This window comes from Mycolicibacterium arcueilense (assembly GCF_058536225.1).
In genome coordinates this window covers 679,018-692,710 of sequence record NZ_JBZTYL010000007.1, presented here as the reverse complement: position 1 = coordinate 692,710, position 13,693 = coordinate 679,018, and the positions used below count along the sequence as shown (strand labels likewise).

Here is a 13,693-nt window from a genome sequence, read left to right as displayed (position 1 = left end):
ACCGGTCGATCACGCGCATTGGTAAGCATAGACTTACCGTTCGTGACCACTTACCCACTGGCAGATCCGTGGGCCGCCCTGGCCGACGGCACACGGCGAGCCATCGTCAGGAGGTTGGCTTCGGGGCCGATAGCAGTGGGCGAGTTGGCCCGCGACCTCCCGATCAGCCGGCCGGCGGTCTCACAGCATCTGAAGGTTCTGAAATGCGCTGGGCTGGTGACCGATCGGGCAGTCGGAACCCGGCGTCTGTACCACGTCAATCCCGAGGGCGTCGCGGCCCTGCGTGCCGAGTTGGACGCCTTCTGGGGCCAGGCGCTGGACGCCTACCGGAACATCGTCGAGCAGGAGGGAGAGTCGAAGTGACACCCGCAAAGGTCGAGCCCATCCGCAAGAGTGTCGTCGTCGGCGCAGCAGTGGAACGGGCGTTCGCACTGTTCGTCGATCGATTCGATGCGATCAAGCCCCGCGAACACAATCTGCTCTCGGTTCCGATCGCGCAGACCGTCTTCGAACCCTACGTCGGCGGCAGGATCTACGACGTCGGGACCGACGGCAGCCGATGTGAGTGGGCGCGGGTCCTGGTCTACGAACCGCCCACCCGCATCGTCTTCTCCTGGGACATCGGACCGACGTGGCGCATCGAATCCGACCTGGATCGGACGAGCGAGGTGGAAGTCCGGTTCATCGCCGAAGGCGACGATCGCACGCGGGTCGAGTTGGAACACCGACATCTCGAGCGCCATGGCGACGACTGGCAGGCGGTGGCCGGCGGGGTCGGCGGCGACGCCGGATGGCCGCTGTACCTGGGGCGCTTTCTCGACGTGGTCACACAGGAGGCATCACGATGAGCACCGACGAACCGTCGCTCATGGACCTGGCCTGCGCCGAGCGAACCGATCTCGCCGACTTCCTGGCCACCTTGACTCCCGAACAATGGGGGACCGAGTCACTGTGCGCCGGATGGACCGTGAAAGACGTTGTCGCGCATGTCATCAGTTATGACGAACTGAACATCGCAGGGTTGCTCAAACGCTTCGCAAAGGGACGGATCGTGCGTGCCAACGAGATCGGTGTCGCAGAGTACGCGGCGATGTCCACCGACGAACTGCTCGCGTTTCTTTACCGACATCTGCGACCGCATGGCCTGACCGCCGGATTCGGCGGCATGATCGGCCTGGTCGACGGCACCGTCCATCACCAGGACATCCGCCGCGCACTCGGCCGCCCCCGAGTGGTGCCCGCGCAGCGGTTGCAACGAATCCTGCCCTTGGTGCCGGGTAACCCGCGACTGGGAGCCGGCCGGCGGATCAGAGGACTCCGGTTGCGGGCCGACGACATCGAATGGGTACACGGCGACGGCCCAGAAGTCACCGGCCACGGCGAGGCACTGCTGCTGGCCATGACCGGCCGCAGGCAAGCCGCCGAAGAACTCACGGGCCCCGGCGTGGCAACCCTGCTAAGCCGACTCTGACGGCCCCTCAGCTCACCGCCGCGCCTTGCAGCATGGGCAGTCATCCATGACCGCCATGTCACACCACATCATCGCCGGCTTCGGTCCACCATTGGTGTACACCACAGCTACCGGATCCGGCCCCGTGACGTCGAAATACACCTTGCCCGTGGTGGTTTGCCCCTCGGCCAGCGTCGCGGCGGAGATCCCCTCGGGACTGGCCAACTGCCATAACACCGGGTACCTCATGTGTCCCGATCCCATCGCATGGAAATTCGGGATCACCGGCGTCACCGCGCCGGTCACCGCCCGGACCGACACCGTTGCCTCCCAGAGCTTTCCAGCCAACGGATACCCGGGGGTCGGGTCGGTGCTCGGGCGAAGATCTGTCAGCGCCCACTCGGCTTCCACCGCACCACCAGCGTCCACCAACAGCTGATGCGACCCCAACTGGTGCGGACACTTCCCGGCCGCCGCGGCGAGCGGGGTACCCGCCATCATCAGACCGAACAGCGCAACCGCTGCGATCACCATCCGTCGTACCACCCGCACTGAACACTCCTCACGACCCGCAACTTACGTATGTACTACGTACATTAGTACAACTTGCCGTGTGTGACTGCTGTGGTCGACGCGACGGGAGTGACGAATGACGCACCGAGATTGATTGTTCGAGCCCACGAGGGCGCGTAGAGTCCTATGCAGGTTGAGTTCACAGCCGCCCCGGAATCGTCATCGGGTGCAGGGTAGTGATACTCCCTGTATCCAGGGGTTTTGAGCCTACAGAGCCTGAACAGTGACGTGACCACAGTAATTGCTACTGAGGGAGTCACGATGTCCACCATCAACGCCGCGAAGCCGGCAAAAACGTCTTCCACCGACCACAGCCGCGCGCAGTTCTATGCGCAATGGCTCTGGCCGGCGACGTCAGTAATCAGCGTCCAAGGCGAGTTGGACGCGTCCAACGCCACCGAGCTGACCGAATGCGGAATCCGGAACAGCAGGCCGCGCGGACAGCTGGTCCTGGACCTGAGCGAAGTCGAGTTCTTCGGCGCAGGGTGCTTCGCCTGCCTACACACCCTCAACGTGCGGTGCGCCTGCGAGGGCATCGACTGGGTCCTGATCCCCAGCACCGCTGTTTCCCGGGTATTGGGGATCTGCGATCCCGCCTGCGCGTTGCCGGTCTCCAACGAGCTTCCGGCCGCCCTGTCGATGCTGCGCGATCAGCCACGGCAGCTTCAATTGGTGAACGTGCATCACTGACGTCGCGCCGAGGTCCCCTGCCGCCGGATGGTCAGCGAGATGCCCAGCGTCGGCTCGGGACTGCCGGTGCGCTCGAAATCGGCATCGTCGACAAAGCTGTCCACGCGATCGGTGAGCGCTTCCAATACCCGGCGGCTGAAGCCGCTCAAGACGGCACTGCCAGGGGCGTTGTCGGCAAGGGCACAGTCCGTCGACACGCGGACGTTGAGTTCGTGGGGGCGGGGGTCTTGCACCAGTACCAGGTAAGCCCCTGGCGAGGCGATGCCGATCAGCACTGTGCACGCTTCATCAACCGCCAGCGCCAGATCATCCGCTGTATCGCTGCTGAGGTCTTCATAGTCGGCCAGACAGCACGTCATCGCTCTCACCACGGCCAGCGCCTCGACTCTGGCAGGCACCCTGAGTTCCACGGCTCGCGGCCCGCTGGTGTGGCCAGATCCCCCGTGGGGTATCCGCCGACCGTGCAGCACAGTGAGCCGAGGTCCCGGTACCCGCTCAGATGACATACCTGTCGCGTACCCGCGGCGTTCCAGTCGCTAAACCAAAGGGGCGGACCCGATGAGGCTACGTCGAAGCGTCATCGGCGATCCGGGGCTCCGCCGGGTACGTCGTGGCCGTGGATTCGGTTACCGCGACGACGAGGGCGCTGCTGTCACTGATCCGGCGACGCTGAAGCGCATCGAGGATCTGGTCATTCCGCCGGCTTGGAAGAAAGTCTGGATATGTCCCTACCCCAACGGACACATCCAGGCCGTCGGCACCGACGTCGCGGGACGGCGGCAGTACCTCTATCACTCTCAATGGCAGCAGGAGCGCAGCGAGGAGAAATTCGACCGGGTGCTGGAGTTGTCGGCCGGGCTGACTGACTGGCGCACCGACATCGCAACTGATCTGCGTCGACGCGGGCTGACCCGCGATCGCGTACTGGCACTTGGCCTTCGCTTGTTGGACCTCGGATACTTCCGGGCCGGCGGCGATCAGTACGCCCAGGAGAATAATTCGTTCGGCATCGCGACGCTGCTGCGTGAACACATCACCCTGCGGCCGGATGCAGTCGGATTCGACTATCCGGCCAAGAGCGGCGTGCGCCGCGCGCTGGTGGTGGAAGATCCAGCGGTGGTACGGGCGGTGCGGTCGCTGCAGCGGGCTCGTGGCAATGACGATCGCCTACTGGCATACCGCAACTCGTCGGAATGGACCGAGGTCCACGCCGACGACCTCAATGTGCGGTTCAAAGAGATGGTCGGTGACGAGTACACCGTGAAGGACCTGCGAACGTGGCACGGCACAGTGCTGGCGGCCGAGGCGTTCGTCGACGCGGATCCGCCGGTCGACGACAAGGTGATCAAACGCGTCGAATCCGCGGTAATGCGCGAAGTCTCCGAGGCTCTCGGCAACACCCCGGCGGTGGCCCGTAGCGCCTACGTCGACCCGCGGGTGGTCGACGCATATCGGGACGGATTGACGATCGCAGCCGGATTCCGCCGCGCTACCCGCACACGGAACAGCGACAGACGCCAGGAGATCCTGGATCGCAGTACAGCCCGGTTGATCCGAAAGGTGGCCCGACGGGCATGACCGAACCCTGGAGCGTTTGATCAAACGGCCACGGGGTATTCGGGCCGCATGACCCGCGAAGACGTGCCCGACGAGGTGCCCGTTGCCGATGCACTCGAGCAGCAACGCGAGCAGACCGACTCGGTGCCCGACGCCGAAGCCCCGGTCTCCGATGTGGACAGCCCACCGCTGGAGGCGACAGAACCTGACTGGCAGGAACAACGCGAGGTGGTCGCCGACGACGCGGGTCGCGACGAGTTCGACCGCGAAGACGGCGAGACGCTGCCCGGGTGAGGGTAGGGCGTCATGGCCGGAGAAGGTGACCCCGAAGACAAACCGCGACGAGTACGGGCGGCGCTACTTGCCGCCCTGCTGGTGGTCTCCCTGGGTCTGTTGCTGACCTGCTGCCCGGCCAACCGCGACGGCATGTCGGGCCAGCTCGCCCAGGCGATGGAAGAGTCGGTGGCCGCCGCCCGCAGCGGGGCATACGCGCTCGACCTCCGGACACGTGACCGGTCCACACCGCAACTGGTGAGCGTTCAGATCTCCGATGCGCGTGACGAGATCGCCAAGGCCTACAAGGGAATTGCCGACCTCAAAGCCAGTTATCCGGTCGATCTCGACCGCCAGAGAATGCTCACCGAAGCCATGACGACCATGATCGGTCAACTCAATGCCGCATCCGCGCGGGTCCGCGAGATCGCCACCGAACCCGACTTGACCGTACTGCGCACCCAACTCCTGACATCGGCCGCCGCGCTGGAAGCCGGCTACCGCTGATGAAGAAGTTCTTCGCGGTAGCGCTGGGGATCCTGACCGCGATCGGTGGGTTCCTCGACATCGGCGACCTGGTGACCAACGCCGTGGTCGGTTCGCGGTTCGGTCTCGCACTCGTCTGGGTTGTGCTCGTGGGCGTGGTCGGCATCTGCTTGTTCGCCCAGATGGCGGGCCGGGTCGCCGCGGTCAGCGGGCGAGCCACGTTCGAGATCATCCGGGAACGCCTGGGCCCGCGCACCGCCGCGGCCAACCTGAGCGCATCGTTTCTGATCAACCTGATGACGCTGACCGCCGAGATCGGTGGTGTGGCACTGGCCCTGCAACTTGCCACCGACGTCGGACGGATGCTGTGGATACCGGTGGCAGCCGTGGCGGTGTGGCTGGTGGTCTGGCGGGTCAAGTTCTCGGTCATGGAGAACACCGCCGGTCTGGCGGGCCTGTGCCTGATCGTGTTCGCCGTCGCCGTCTTTGCCCTGCAACCGCATTGGGGCGAGCTCGCCCATCAGGTCGCGCAACCGGTGATCCCGGAATCCGAGTCCTCCGCGACGTACTGGTACTACGCGATCGCACTGTTCGGCGCGGCAATGACGCCGTACGAGGTGTTCTTCTTCTCCTCCGGTGCCGTAGAAGAGCATTGGAAGACAAAAGATCTCGGGGTCTCACGCCTCAACGTCCTGGTCGGGTTCCCGCTCGGCGGCATCCTGTCGGTCGCCATTGCCGCCTGTGCGACGTTGGTTCTCCTGCCGAATCAGATCGAGGTGACGTCGCTGTCTCAAGTGGTGATGCCGGTTATCGAGGCCGGCGGCAAGCTGGCCCTGGCGTTCGCGATCATCGGCATCGTGGCGGCCACATTCGGCGCGGCCCTTGAGACCACACTGTCCAGCGGCTACACCTTGGCGCAGTTCTTGGGGTGGCCGTGGGGCAAGTTCCGCCGTCCGGCCGAGGCATCCCGCTTCCACGTGGTGATGTTCGTGAGCATCGTCGTCGGTGCCGCCGTTCTGTTCACCGGCGTCGACCCGGTCATGGTCACCGAGTACTCGGTCGTGTTCTCGGCTATCGCACTCCCCCTGACCTACCTGCCCATCCTGATCGTGGCCAACGATCCGGAATACATGGGCGACAAGACCAATGGAAGGTTGCTCAACATGTTCGGGTCCGTGTACCTGGTGATAATCGTGGCGGCCTCGCTGGCGGCCATTCCGCTGATGATCGTGACCGGGGCAGGCCAGTGAGAATCGTCGACGCGCGCCTGCACCTGTTGGACCGGCAGATACTCGACGACGACGGCGCCCCGGTCGGCATCGTCGACGACCTCGAACTCGACGGCATCGAGGCCGATGTGGATATCGAACCGGGCAGCCCGGCACCATACGTCAGCGCGATCCTGTCCGGTCAGGTGGTGATGACCCGGATCCTCGGCGGCGCGCCACCGCGGTCGATGCTGCACGAAATTCCGTGGCAGCAGGTCGCTTCGGTCGCCGTGACCGTGCAACTGACGGACTCCGAACTGCCGTCGGACACCGATTGGGTAGAGCGCTGGTTGCGCGATCACATCGTCGCCCGCATCCCGGGAGGGCGTCATGCAGCTGAGTAACCTGCTGGGGCTCCGCGTGCTGGATGCCGGCCACCACCCCGTCGGTACCGTCATCGATGTCCGGCTCAAGATCGCAGACCATAGCGGGGAGCGACCAGGCCGCCCAGAACTGGCCGGCCTGGTCGTGAGCCCCCGTACTCGCTCGTCGTACCTGGGTTACGAACGTACGGGCATCAACGCCCCGGCCCTCATCGCAACCATCGCCGCATGGCGCCATCGAGGCACCTTTCTGGCGGCATGGGAAGACGTGGCCCGGATCGGGTCCGACCACGTCACGCTGCGTGTCGGCTACAGCCGACGTTCGCCGGCCCTGCCGACTCAGTGACCCCGTCACCGTGGCAGTGCCACAGCAATTCGGTGAGGGCGTACTCACTGAGAGCCTGCCGCTGCTCGCGCTCGATGACATCGGCGATCCGCTCGAAAACGGACGGTGCTGGTCCGGCCATGTTTCTCACCTCGACTCCAACAAGTTGCGGTATACCCCGCCCGGTACCCCAACAAACCGACGGGCCGGTTTACCAGAGACCGTCGACGGGCATACCTCAACCGCCATGACGACGCTCTTCAACGCTCCGGAACCGGGGCTTCCGCCTGCGAAGGGGCCCATCTCCGCCGCGCTGATCGACAGGCTCGGCGATCGCGCACCGCACAACCACCTCGAACCGGTCTGGATTCCGCTGCGCGATTCCGATCCGCTCGGCCTGGATGTGCAGCTGTCGCTCTATCTCTGCTACGAACTGCACTACCGGGGATTCTCCGGTGTCGATCAGGACTGGGAGTGGAACGCCGGCCTGTTGCACCTTCGCTCGCAGTTCGAACGGATCTTTCTCGCGGCGGTCCGCCGCGAGGTCGGCAGAATCGACCTCGAGGACTCTGCCGAGCGAGAGATGGCGCGCTTGTCGGTCGAGCCCCGTGACGGCACCGGCCCGTCGTATCACCTTCGTGATGCGGGCACGTGGGAGCAGATGCGCGAGTACTTCGTGCACCGGTCGCTGTACCACCTCAAAGAGGGTGACCCGCACGCCTGGCTGATCCCCCGCCTCAGCGGCCAGGCCAAGGCCGCCTTCGTCGCCGTCGAATACGACGAATACGGCGCCGGCTCGTCAGACCGCATCCACCAGAACCTGTTCGCCGACCTCCTGAAAGAGGCCGAGCTGGACGATGCCTACCTCGGCTATCTCGACGCGGTACCGGCCGAAAGCCTCGCGTTGGTCAATCTGATGTCCATGTTCGGCCTGCATCGACGACTACGTGGCGCCGCCACCGGGCACTTCGCGGCCACCGAGATCACCTCTTCACCGGGGTCGCAGCGCCTGGTGGCCGCCCTGGAGCGGCTCGAGGCGCCCGAGGCGTGTGTCCGGTTCTACCGTGAGCATGTCGAAGCCGACGCGGTACACGAGCAGGTCGTCCGCCACGATGTGGTGGGCGACCTCGTGCGGCGCGAACCCGAACTCGACCGCGACGTGGTGTTCGGGATGCGGGCGTTCGCCGCCATGGAGGACAGGTTGGCCGATCACCTGATGAAAAGCTGGCTGGCCGAACGTAGTTCGCTATGCCGACCGCTTTCCTGAGCTTGGGCAGGACCGCTTGATCTTGCGGTGGCTGGTGTCACACAACGGATAGGTCTTGGACCGGCGACACGTACAGATGGCCACCATGAACCGATCGGATTCGACGGTGCTCCCGTCGGGCAGCTCGATTCGGACGGGCCCTTCGACGAGGATCGGCCCCCCCTGGACCACTCGCACTGCCCGGCGATCGGTCATGGCTTGTCCGCCCGGATGACGACCAGTTCTTCTTCCGTCCGGTCATCGGTCAGACGCCCGGTGTCTCGAAGCCACGGAGCTTGTAAGTGCAGCACCGGTCCGAACGGAATTCGTTGGGTGACATAGATGTCCGCATCCAGCCCACCCGCACGCAACAGCCTCACCGACTCCGTGACGTCGGCGAACTCGGATTGGACGAGGTACAGAGATCCGCCTTCCGCCAGCATTTCGACAGCCGAGCGGCACAATGGGTCGAGGATCAGCCGACCGTCCGGACCGCCGTTCCAGGAAGCCATCGGGCCGGTCGACAGCATCATTCCGGCAGAGGTTTCCGGTGCCACCGGAACGTAGGGCGGGTTGCACACGACGATGTCGAACGGTTCGTGTTCCAGCGCCTGAGTCCACGAACCGAGCCTGGCGTCGACATCGACCTGTGCAGCCAATGCGTTGGCCTGGGTGCATCGCACCGCGCTCGGCGAAATATCCAGCGCGGTAACCGCACTGGCGCCCAGCTCGGCCGCGGCAATGGCAACCACTCCGCTCCCGGCGCACAGGTCCACCACCCGGCGGCCGGACACCACACCGTTGCGCGTGAGGGCATCGATGAGCAGCCATGAGTCCTGCTGCGGGCAATAGACGTTCTCCGCGCCAACGGCAATGCTTCCGGAAATCACCCCTATTCGGTACCCATCCGGGCGCCAGGCAAACTCGCTTGTCGCGAACGCCACGATTAGGCACGTCACGTTTAGTGCCTGCGCATCAGGGAATCCAAGGTGTGCGTGGAGAAGCCGCGTAGTAAACACCAATCCACTCCTGAAGCGGAAAGGTAGAGCATGACCGAGAAGAACTCAGGACCTGAAGAAGGCATCAAGGGCGTCGTCGAGGACGTCAAGGGCAAGGCCAAGGAAGCTGTCGGCACCGTGACCGGGCGCGAAGACCTCGTTCGTGAGGGCAAAGCGCAGCAGGACAAGGCCGATGCGCAGCAGGACGCCGCCAAGAAGGAGGCCGAAGCCGAATCGGCCCGGGCGGGTGCCAAGGCCGCCGAGAAGCGCGAGCAGGCGAGCCAGCGTCCCTAGCCCGGCCTGATTGAAAGAGATGGCCCAGCAACAACCTGTTGCTGGGCCATCTCGTGTATTCAGGTCAGCTGTTCGGCGCTTGCCTGATCACATCGGGATGCTCTGCGTACCACCGTTCTTCGAGGCGACGCACGCGCTGGTGAGCGACCAGGAGCCAGAGCCCGCCGCCCAGCAGTCCCACCGCGGCGAGAATCGCGAGCACCACCGCTGCTCCGGTGTTACCGGTCGCGAAGCCGACCAGGCATGCAACAAACATCACCAGACCCACACCGACCAGGATCAGAGCGGGCATGTTGCGGTTGTCTTTCATCGACTCGCCGGCATGCGGCCTGGTTGTCCTGGTGTGGTCGACGGGGTCGTCGGGACCTTTCATTGTTTCTCCCTTTCACTCATAGCGCGGGTATTGGCCGACCTTGAGTAGTCCGGCCAGGTGCGCCGCGTTGCGCGCGGCCGCGGCGGTGGCGTCGGCGACGGGATCGGGCACCTCGTCGAGATCCAGGTAATCGGTGCCGTGCATGGCCTCGCCGTTCCAGTACGTACAGCCCTGCGCCGGAATGGTGTAGCCGATGTCGTTGAGCGCCTGGAAGAGATCGGCGACCGTCTTGTGCGCGCCGTCCTCGTTGCCGACAACCGACACCAGCGCCACTTTGCCCGCCAACACCGGGCGGCCGGCGTCGTCGGTATTGGAAAGCTCGGCATCCAGCCGCTCGAGAACGCGCTGCGCGATGCTCGCCGGGTGCCCGAGCCATACCGGTGTCGACAGCAGCAGGATGTCGGCGTCCAGAATCTTCCTACGGATCTCGGGCCACTGGTCGTCGCCACCCATATCGGCTTCGACCCCGGGCTCGATGATGAAGTCTGCGCACCGGACCGACTCGGTGCTGACGCCGAGCACACCGAGATTCTCGCGAACCTGATCGGCGATCAGCTCGCTACTGGACTCGGCCGGCCGGCGTTTGAGACTGCAGACCAAAGCCAGCGCAGTCAGGTTCGGCGCGGTCATGGGTCCGAGGCTTCCCAGGACCGGGACGGGCTAAACCTCCGGGCCGACCCGCTGGTGGGCGGTGAGCAGTAACCGGTCGAACACCACGCGGCTCGGAAGCGTCTCGGTGTAGTCGAGCGCCAGAAAATCTCGTGCCAGCTGCTCGGCAAGCAGGCGCAGCTTGGTGTTGGTTTCCTGTGACCGCCATTTCAGCAGCTCGAACGCCGCATCTTCGTCGAGCCGGTAGATCAGCATCAACATGCCTTTGGCCTGCTCGATCGCACCACGGGCCTCGGCGATCTCGGCCACCACCTCGGTGACCGCCTGCTGCCGCGCCCGCGCGACGGACGGAGAGACGTCGACGTAGAAACCGTGCGTTCCGATGACCGCGCCGGAGTCATCGAAGAGCTGATCCCCGACGACGACGACCTGGTGGACGTCGCCGGCCGTATCGATGATCCGGTGTCGGGTGCTGAACGCACCCGAGGTGCGCCGCATCTCAAGCAGGGTGGCTGCCACCTGCCCGTAGTCCTCGGGGTGCTTGTGGGACAGCACCACCTCGGTCGTCGGGTTCGCGGTACCCGGTTCATACCCGTGCATCCGCTCCACCTGCGGCGACCATTCCCAGCGCTCATCGGCGAAGTAGAACCTGAACCAGCCGACCCGCTGCGCCTCACCGCCGGCAAAGGCATGCTCAATCGGCGAGTTGCGGTTTCCCTCGGCCGAGTCACTCGTCACGGGGTTGAGAATAACGCGCCGGGCTGGCGGCAACTCAATTGATTGTCACAGGTGAGGTCTACATTCGGCGCTGTGAGACGGCTTCGGATCAAGGTCCTCATCGCAGCCGGGGTCGCGGCGGCGATCGCAAGTCATCTGGCCGGGGTCGGCACGGCATGGAGCCTGGTCATCGGCGTCCTGTTGCCGCTGACCTTGGCGGCCACGCCACGGTTCGTCGCGGGCGCCTTCCACGGTGCCCGCACACCCGGCGTCCGTGAGCAGGCCGCCACCCAGATGACCGGGCTGGAGTTCGAGGATCGCGTGGCCCAGGTGGCCCGCAGCTGTGGACTGCCGGTGATCATGACCCCTCTCACCGGCGACTGGGGGGTGGATCTGATCGTCGGTCGCAGGCCCAATCGGATTGCGGTGCAGTGCAAATGCCTGTCACGTCCGGTGGGGGCCGGCGCCGTACAGGAGGTCGTCGCGGGCGCTCCGATGCAGGATTGTGCCAGGACCATGGTGGTCACCAACAACGAATTCACCCCGGCTGCACGCAAACTCGCCGAACTGCACGGGTGCGAGCTGGTGGGCGGAGCAGAGTTGCCCAGGCTCAAGTCGATCCTGCGTCGCGCGGCGTCGGCGGAACGTGCGCCCTAGCCCGCCAGCGGTGATCTCAGTGCAGCCCGCACCGCGTCGAGGCACGCATCGATCTCGGTACGCGTGACGGTCAGCGCCGGCCGGAACCGCACCGAGTCGGTGCCGCTCGGCAGCATGATGACGTGGCTGCCCCACAACCGGCGAATCAGCTCGTCGCGGGCGGCGGGCGAAGGCAGGCTGAATGCGCACATCAGACCGCGCCCTCGCGGATCGAGCACGGTATCGGCGAAATCCACTGCCAACTCCCGTAACTGGCCGAGAAGGTAGTCGCCGATCAGCGCGGCATTGCGCAACAGTCCGTCGGACTCGATGACCTCCAGGATGCGGCGCGACCGCACCATGTCGACCAGGTTGCCACCCCAGGTGGAGTTGATCCGCGAGCTGGCGGTGAACACGTTGTCGACGACCTCGTCGACCCGCCGGCCGGCCATCACGCCACACACCTGGGTTTTCTTGCCGAACGCGACGATATCCGGCGTGACTCCCAATTGCTGGTAGGCCCAGGCGGTTCCGGTGATACCACACCCGGTCTGCACCTCGTCGAAGATCAGCAGGGCGTCGAATTCGTCGCATAGCTCCCGCATCGCGGAGAAGAACTGCGGCCGCATGTGCCGGTCACCACCCTCACCCTGGATCGGCTCGGCGATGAAGCAGGCGATGTCGTCCGGGTTGGCCTCGAACGCCGCCCTTGCCTGCCGTAGCGAATCAGCTTCGACCGCAGCAATATCCACCCCTGGTCGCAGGTACGGGGCATCCATGCGGGGCCAGTCGAACTTGGGGAAGCGGGCCACCTTCACCGGGTCGGTGTTGGTCAGCGACATCGTGTATCCGCTGCGGCCGTGGAAGGCTCCGCGCAGGTGGAGCACCTTGGTACCGAGGGCCGCGTCGATCCCGCGGGCCTCGTTGTGGCGGCTCTTCCAGTCGAACGCCACCTTGAGAGCATTCTCGACCGCCAGGGCTCCGCCGTCGACGAAGAACAGGTGCGGAAGGTCCGGGTCTCCGAGTACCCGGCGGAAGGCGTCGACGAATCGGGCCAACGGCACGCTGTAGATGTCGGAATTGCTGGGCTTGTTCACCGCGACCCGGGCCAGTTCGGCCCGGAAATGTTCGTCGTCGGCCAGCGCCGGATGGTTCATCCCGAGCGCGGACGAAGCGAAGAAGGTGAACATGTCCAGGAAACGGTCGCCGGTACGTGCATCCACCAGATAGGAGCCCCGGGAGCGGTCGAGGTCGAGGACGAAATCGAAGCCGTCGGTCAGGATGCTGCGGGCCAGGACGGCTCGTACCTGGTCAGGCGTTACCTGCGGCGTAGGTGTCAACACTGCAGTCATGACACCATCTTAGCGGAATCTTTACGGTGAATATGGGACTAAACCGTAATCGTTACGGAACGTAGTCTCGTCCGCTGTAAAATGTCTGCAAGATGATCGTGCTGCGCGTGCGGACGTTGGCAGCGGTCCTGATCCGCTGGAGCAGGTCCTCCAACGCCCGCGCCGAGGCCACCCGAACCAGCAGGACGTAGCTCTCGTCACCGGCCACCGAGTGACACGACTCGATTTCGGGGATGTGCTGCAACCGGGCGGGTGCATCATCGGGTTGAGACGGATCGAGAGGGGTGATGGCGACGAACGCCGAGAGCATGTTGCCCAGCGCCTCGGGGTTGAGCCGCGCAGCGTATCCGGTCACCACGCCCCGCGACTCCAACCGGCGCACCCGCGCCTGCACCGCCGAGACCGACAATCCGGCCACTGCGGCCAGCTGCGCCAGTGTGGCCCTGCCGTCGGCCACCAGCGCGCGGACGAGAGTCCGGTCGGTGTCGTCCAGCACGTGCTCGTCGGCTTCACCCATGGTCGG

Annotated in this window: 22 protein-coding genes; 13 read left to right on the top strand and 9 right to left on the bottom strand. The window is 65.2% G+C overall.

The window, feature by feature from the left end:
• Window positions 1–42 precede the first annotated feature (42 nt).
• Genes AC4LGL_RS07520 through AC4LGL_RS07510 form a run of 3 tightly spaced genes read left to right on the top strand, consistent with a single transcriptional unit; the run spans window position 43 to window position 1,471 of the window.
• On the top strand, window positions 43–363 hold the full coding sequence (locus AC4LGL_RS07520; RefSeq protein ID WP_491838169.1) for an ArsR/SmtB family transcription factor: 321 nt from the start codon (window positions 43–45) through the stop codon (window positions 361–363).
• Window positions 360–848, top strand: coding sequence for an SRPBCC family protein (locus AC4LGL_RS07515; protein ID WP_491838168.1), 489 nt, complete (start codon window positions 360–362; stop codon window positions 846–848). The genes AC4LGL_RS07520 and AC4LGL_RS07515 overlap by 4 nt, the downstream gene beginning before the upstream one ends.
• A complete protein-coding gene (locus AC4LGL_RS07510; protein WP_491838167.1) occupies window positions 845–1,471 on the top strand; it encodes a maleylpyruvate isomerase family mycothiol-dependent enzyme in 627 nt (208 codons plus the stop codon). The genes AC4LGL_RS07515 and AC4LGL_RS07510 overlap by 4 nt, the downstream gene beginning before the upstream one ends.
• Before the next feature lie 12 nt (window positions 1,472–1,483).
• Here AC4LGL_RS07510 and AC4LGL_RS07505 read toward each other — a convergent pair whose 3' ends face one another.
• Window positions 1,484–1,984 carry a DUF1942 domain-containing protein gene (locus tag AC4LGL_RS07505; protein WP_491839295.1) on the bottom strand — a complete coding sequence of 167 codons (501 nt, stop codon included), beginning with the start codon at window positions 1,982–1,984 and terminating at the stop codon, window positions 1,484–1,486.
• A 300-nt stretch (window positions 1,985–2,284) separates the two neighbouring features.
• Between AC4LGL_RS07505 and AC4LGL_RS07500 the strand changes: the two genes are divergently transcribed.
• Window positions 2,285–2,713 (top strand): STAS domain-containing protein, encoded by a 429-nt coding sequence (locus tag AC4LGL_RS07500; protein ID WP_491838166.1) that lies wholly within the window; start codon window positions 2,285–2,287, stop codon window positions 2,711–2,713.
• Here AC4LGL_RS07500 and AC4LGL_RS07495 read toward each other — a convergent pair.
• Window positions 2,707–3,111, bottom strand: a complete 405-nt coding sequence (locus tag AC4LGL_RS07495; protein ID WP_491838165.1) for an anti-sigma factor — start codon at window positions 3,109–3,111, stop codon at window positions 2,707–2,709. The genes AC4LGL_RS07500 and AC4LGL_RS07495 overlap by 7 nt on opposite strands.
• Window positions 3,112–3,271: 160 nt before the next feature.
• Here AC4LGL_RS07495 and AC4LGL_RS07490 point away from each other — a divergent pair, with 160 nt between their 5' ends.
• From AC4LGL_RS07490 to AC4LGL_RS07460, 7 genes are all read left to right on the top strand, one after another.
• Window positions 3,272–4,291 carry a DNA topoisomerase IB gene (locus tag AC4LGL_RS07490; protein ID WP_491838164.1) on the top strand — a complete coding sequence of 340 codons (1,020 nt, stop codon included), beginning with the start codon at window positions 3,272–3,274 and terminating at the stop codon, window positions 4,289–4,291.
• 48 nt (window positions 4,292–4,339) lie between these two features.
• Window positions 4,340–4,564 (top strand): hypothetical protein, encoded by a 225-nt coding sequence (locus AC4LGL_RS07485; protein ID WP_491838163.1) that lies wholly within the window; start codon window positions 4,340–4,342, stop codon window positions 4,562–4,564.
• A gap of 12 nt (window positions 4,565–4,576) precedes the next feature.
• Window positions 4,577–5,050: a hypothetical protein gene (locus AC4LGL_RS07480; protein ID WP_491838162.1), complete on the top strand. Its 474-nt coding sequence runs from the start codon at window positions 4,577–4,579 to the stop codon at window positions 5,048–5,050.
• Complete coding sequence (locus AC4LGL_RS07475; protein WP_491838161.1) at window positions 5,050–6,279, top strand: Nramp family divalent metal transporter; 1,230 nt, start codon at window positions 5,050–5,052, stop codon at window positions 6,277–6,279. The genes AC4LGL_RS07480 and AC4LGL_RS07475 overlap by 1 nt, the downstream gene beginning before the upstream one ends.
• Window positions 6,276–6,641, top strand: a complete 366-nt coding sequence (locus AC4LGL_RS07470; RefSeq protein ID WP_491838160.1) for a PRC-barrel domain-containing protein — start codon at window positions 6,276–6,278, stop codon at window positions 6,639–6,641. The genes AC4LGL_RS07475 and AC4LGL_RS07470 overlap by 4 nt, the downstream gene beginning before the upstream one ends.
• Entirely contained in the window at window positions 6,628–6,966 is a 339-nt protein-coding gene (locus tag AC4LGL_RS07465) for a hypothetical protein (RefSeq protein ID WP_491838159.1), read from the top strand. Before AC4LGL_RS07470 ends, AC4LGL_RS07465 begins: the two co-directional genes overlap by 14 nt.
• A 226-nt stretch (window positions 6,967–7,192) precedes the next feature.
• Window positions 7,193–8,212: an iron-containing redox enzyme family protein gene (locus AC4LGL_RS07460; RefSeq protein WP_491839294.1), complete on the top strand. Its 1,020-nt coding sequence runs from the start codon at window positions 7,193–7,195 to the stop codon at window positions 8,210–8,212.
• Here AC4LGL_RS07460 and AC4LGL_RS07455 read toward each other — a convergent pair.
• Both AC4LGL_RS07455 and AC4LGL_RS07450 read right to left on the bottom strand, forming a co-directional pair.
• Window positions 8,192–8,407 carry a CDGSH iron-sulfur domain-containing protein gene (locus tag AC4LGL_RS07455; RefSeq protein WP_491838158.1) on the bottom strand — a complete coding sequence of 72 codons (216 nt, stop codon included), beginning with the start codon at window positions 8,405–8,407 and terminating at the stop codon, window positions 8,192–8,194. The two genes, AC4LGL_RS07460 and AC4LGL_RS07455, sit on opposite strands and share 21 nt — an antisense overlap.
• Window positions 8,404–9,081, bottom strand: a complete 678-nt coding sequence (locus AC4LGL_RS07450) for a HemK2/MTQ2 family protein methyltransferase (protein WP_491838157.1) — start codon at window positions 9,079–9,081, stop codon at window positions 8,404–8,406. The genes AC4LGL_RS07455 and AC4LGL_RS07450 overlap by 4 nt, the downstream gene beginning before the upstream one ends.
• Before the next feature lie 159 nt (window positions 9,082–9,240).
• Here AC4LGL_RS07450 and mbp1 point away from each other — a divergent pair, with 159 nt between their 5' ends.
• Window positions 9,241–9,483, top strand: a complete 243-nt coding sequence (gene mbp1, locus AC4LGL_RS07445; protein WP_029107199.1) for a microaggregate-binding protein 1 — start codon at window positions 9,241–9,243, stop codon at window positions 9,481–9,483.
• Window positions 9,484–9,547: 64 nt separating this feature from the next.
• On the opposite strand, the gene usfY is transcribed toward mbp1, so the two are convergent.
• Genes usfY through AC4LGL_RS07430 form a run of 3 tightly spaced genes read right to left on the bottom strand, consistent with a single transcriptional unit; the run spans window position 9,548 to window position 11,203 of the window.
• A complete protein-coding gene (usfY, locus tag AC4LGL_RS07440; RefSeq protein WP_491838156.1) occupies window positions 9,548–9,856 on the bottom strand; it encodes a protein UsfY in 309 nt (102 codons plus the stop codon).
• 12 nt (window positions 9,857–9,868) lie between these two features.
• Window positions 9,869–10,486: a flavodoxin family protein gene (locus AC4LGL_RS07435; protein WP_491838155.1), complete on the bottom strand. Its 618-nt coding sequence runs from the start codon at window positions 10,484–10,486 to the stop codon at window positions 9,869–9,871.
• Between the two features lie 30 nt (window positions 10,487–10,516).
• The gene (locus tag AC4LGL_RS07430) at window positions 10,517–11,203 is read right to left on the bottom strand and encodes a PAS and ANTAR domain-containing protein (protein WP_491838154.1); all 687 of its coding nucleotides are present in this window, start codon (window positions 11,201–11,203) and stop codon (window positions 10,517–10,519) included.
• Between the two features lie 72 nt (window positions 11,204–11,275).
• On the opposite strand from AC4LGL_RS07430, the gene AC4LGL_RS07425 reads away from it, so the two are divergent.
• Window positions 11,276–11,839 (top strand): restriction endonuclease, encoded by a 564-nt coding sequence (locus AC4LGL_RS07425; RefSeq protein ID WP_491838153.1) that lies wholly within the window; start codon window positions 11,276–11,278, stop codon window positions 11,837–11,839.
• On the opposite strand, the gene lat is transcribed toward AC4LGL_RS07425, so the two are convergent.
• Both lat and AC4LGL_RS07415 read right to left on the bottom strand, forming a co-directional pair.
• Window positions 11,836–13,170, bottom strand: a complete 1,335-nt coding sequence (lat, locus tag AC4LGL_RS07420; protein ID WP_491838152.1) for an L-lysine 6-transaminase — start codon at window positions 13,168–13,170, stop codon at window positions 11,836–11,838. The genes AC4LGL_RS07425 and lat overlap by 4 nt on opposite strands.
• A gap of 52 nt (window positions 13,171–13,222) precedes the next feature.
• On the bottom strand, window positions 13,223–13,687 hold the full coding sequence (locus AC4LGL_RS07415) for an Lrp/AsnC family transcriptional regulator (protein WP_491838151.1): 465 nt from the start codon (window positions 13,685–13,687) through the stop codon (window positions 13,223–13,225).
• Between the last annotated feature and the right edge of the window lie 6 nt (window positions 13,688–13,693).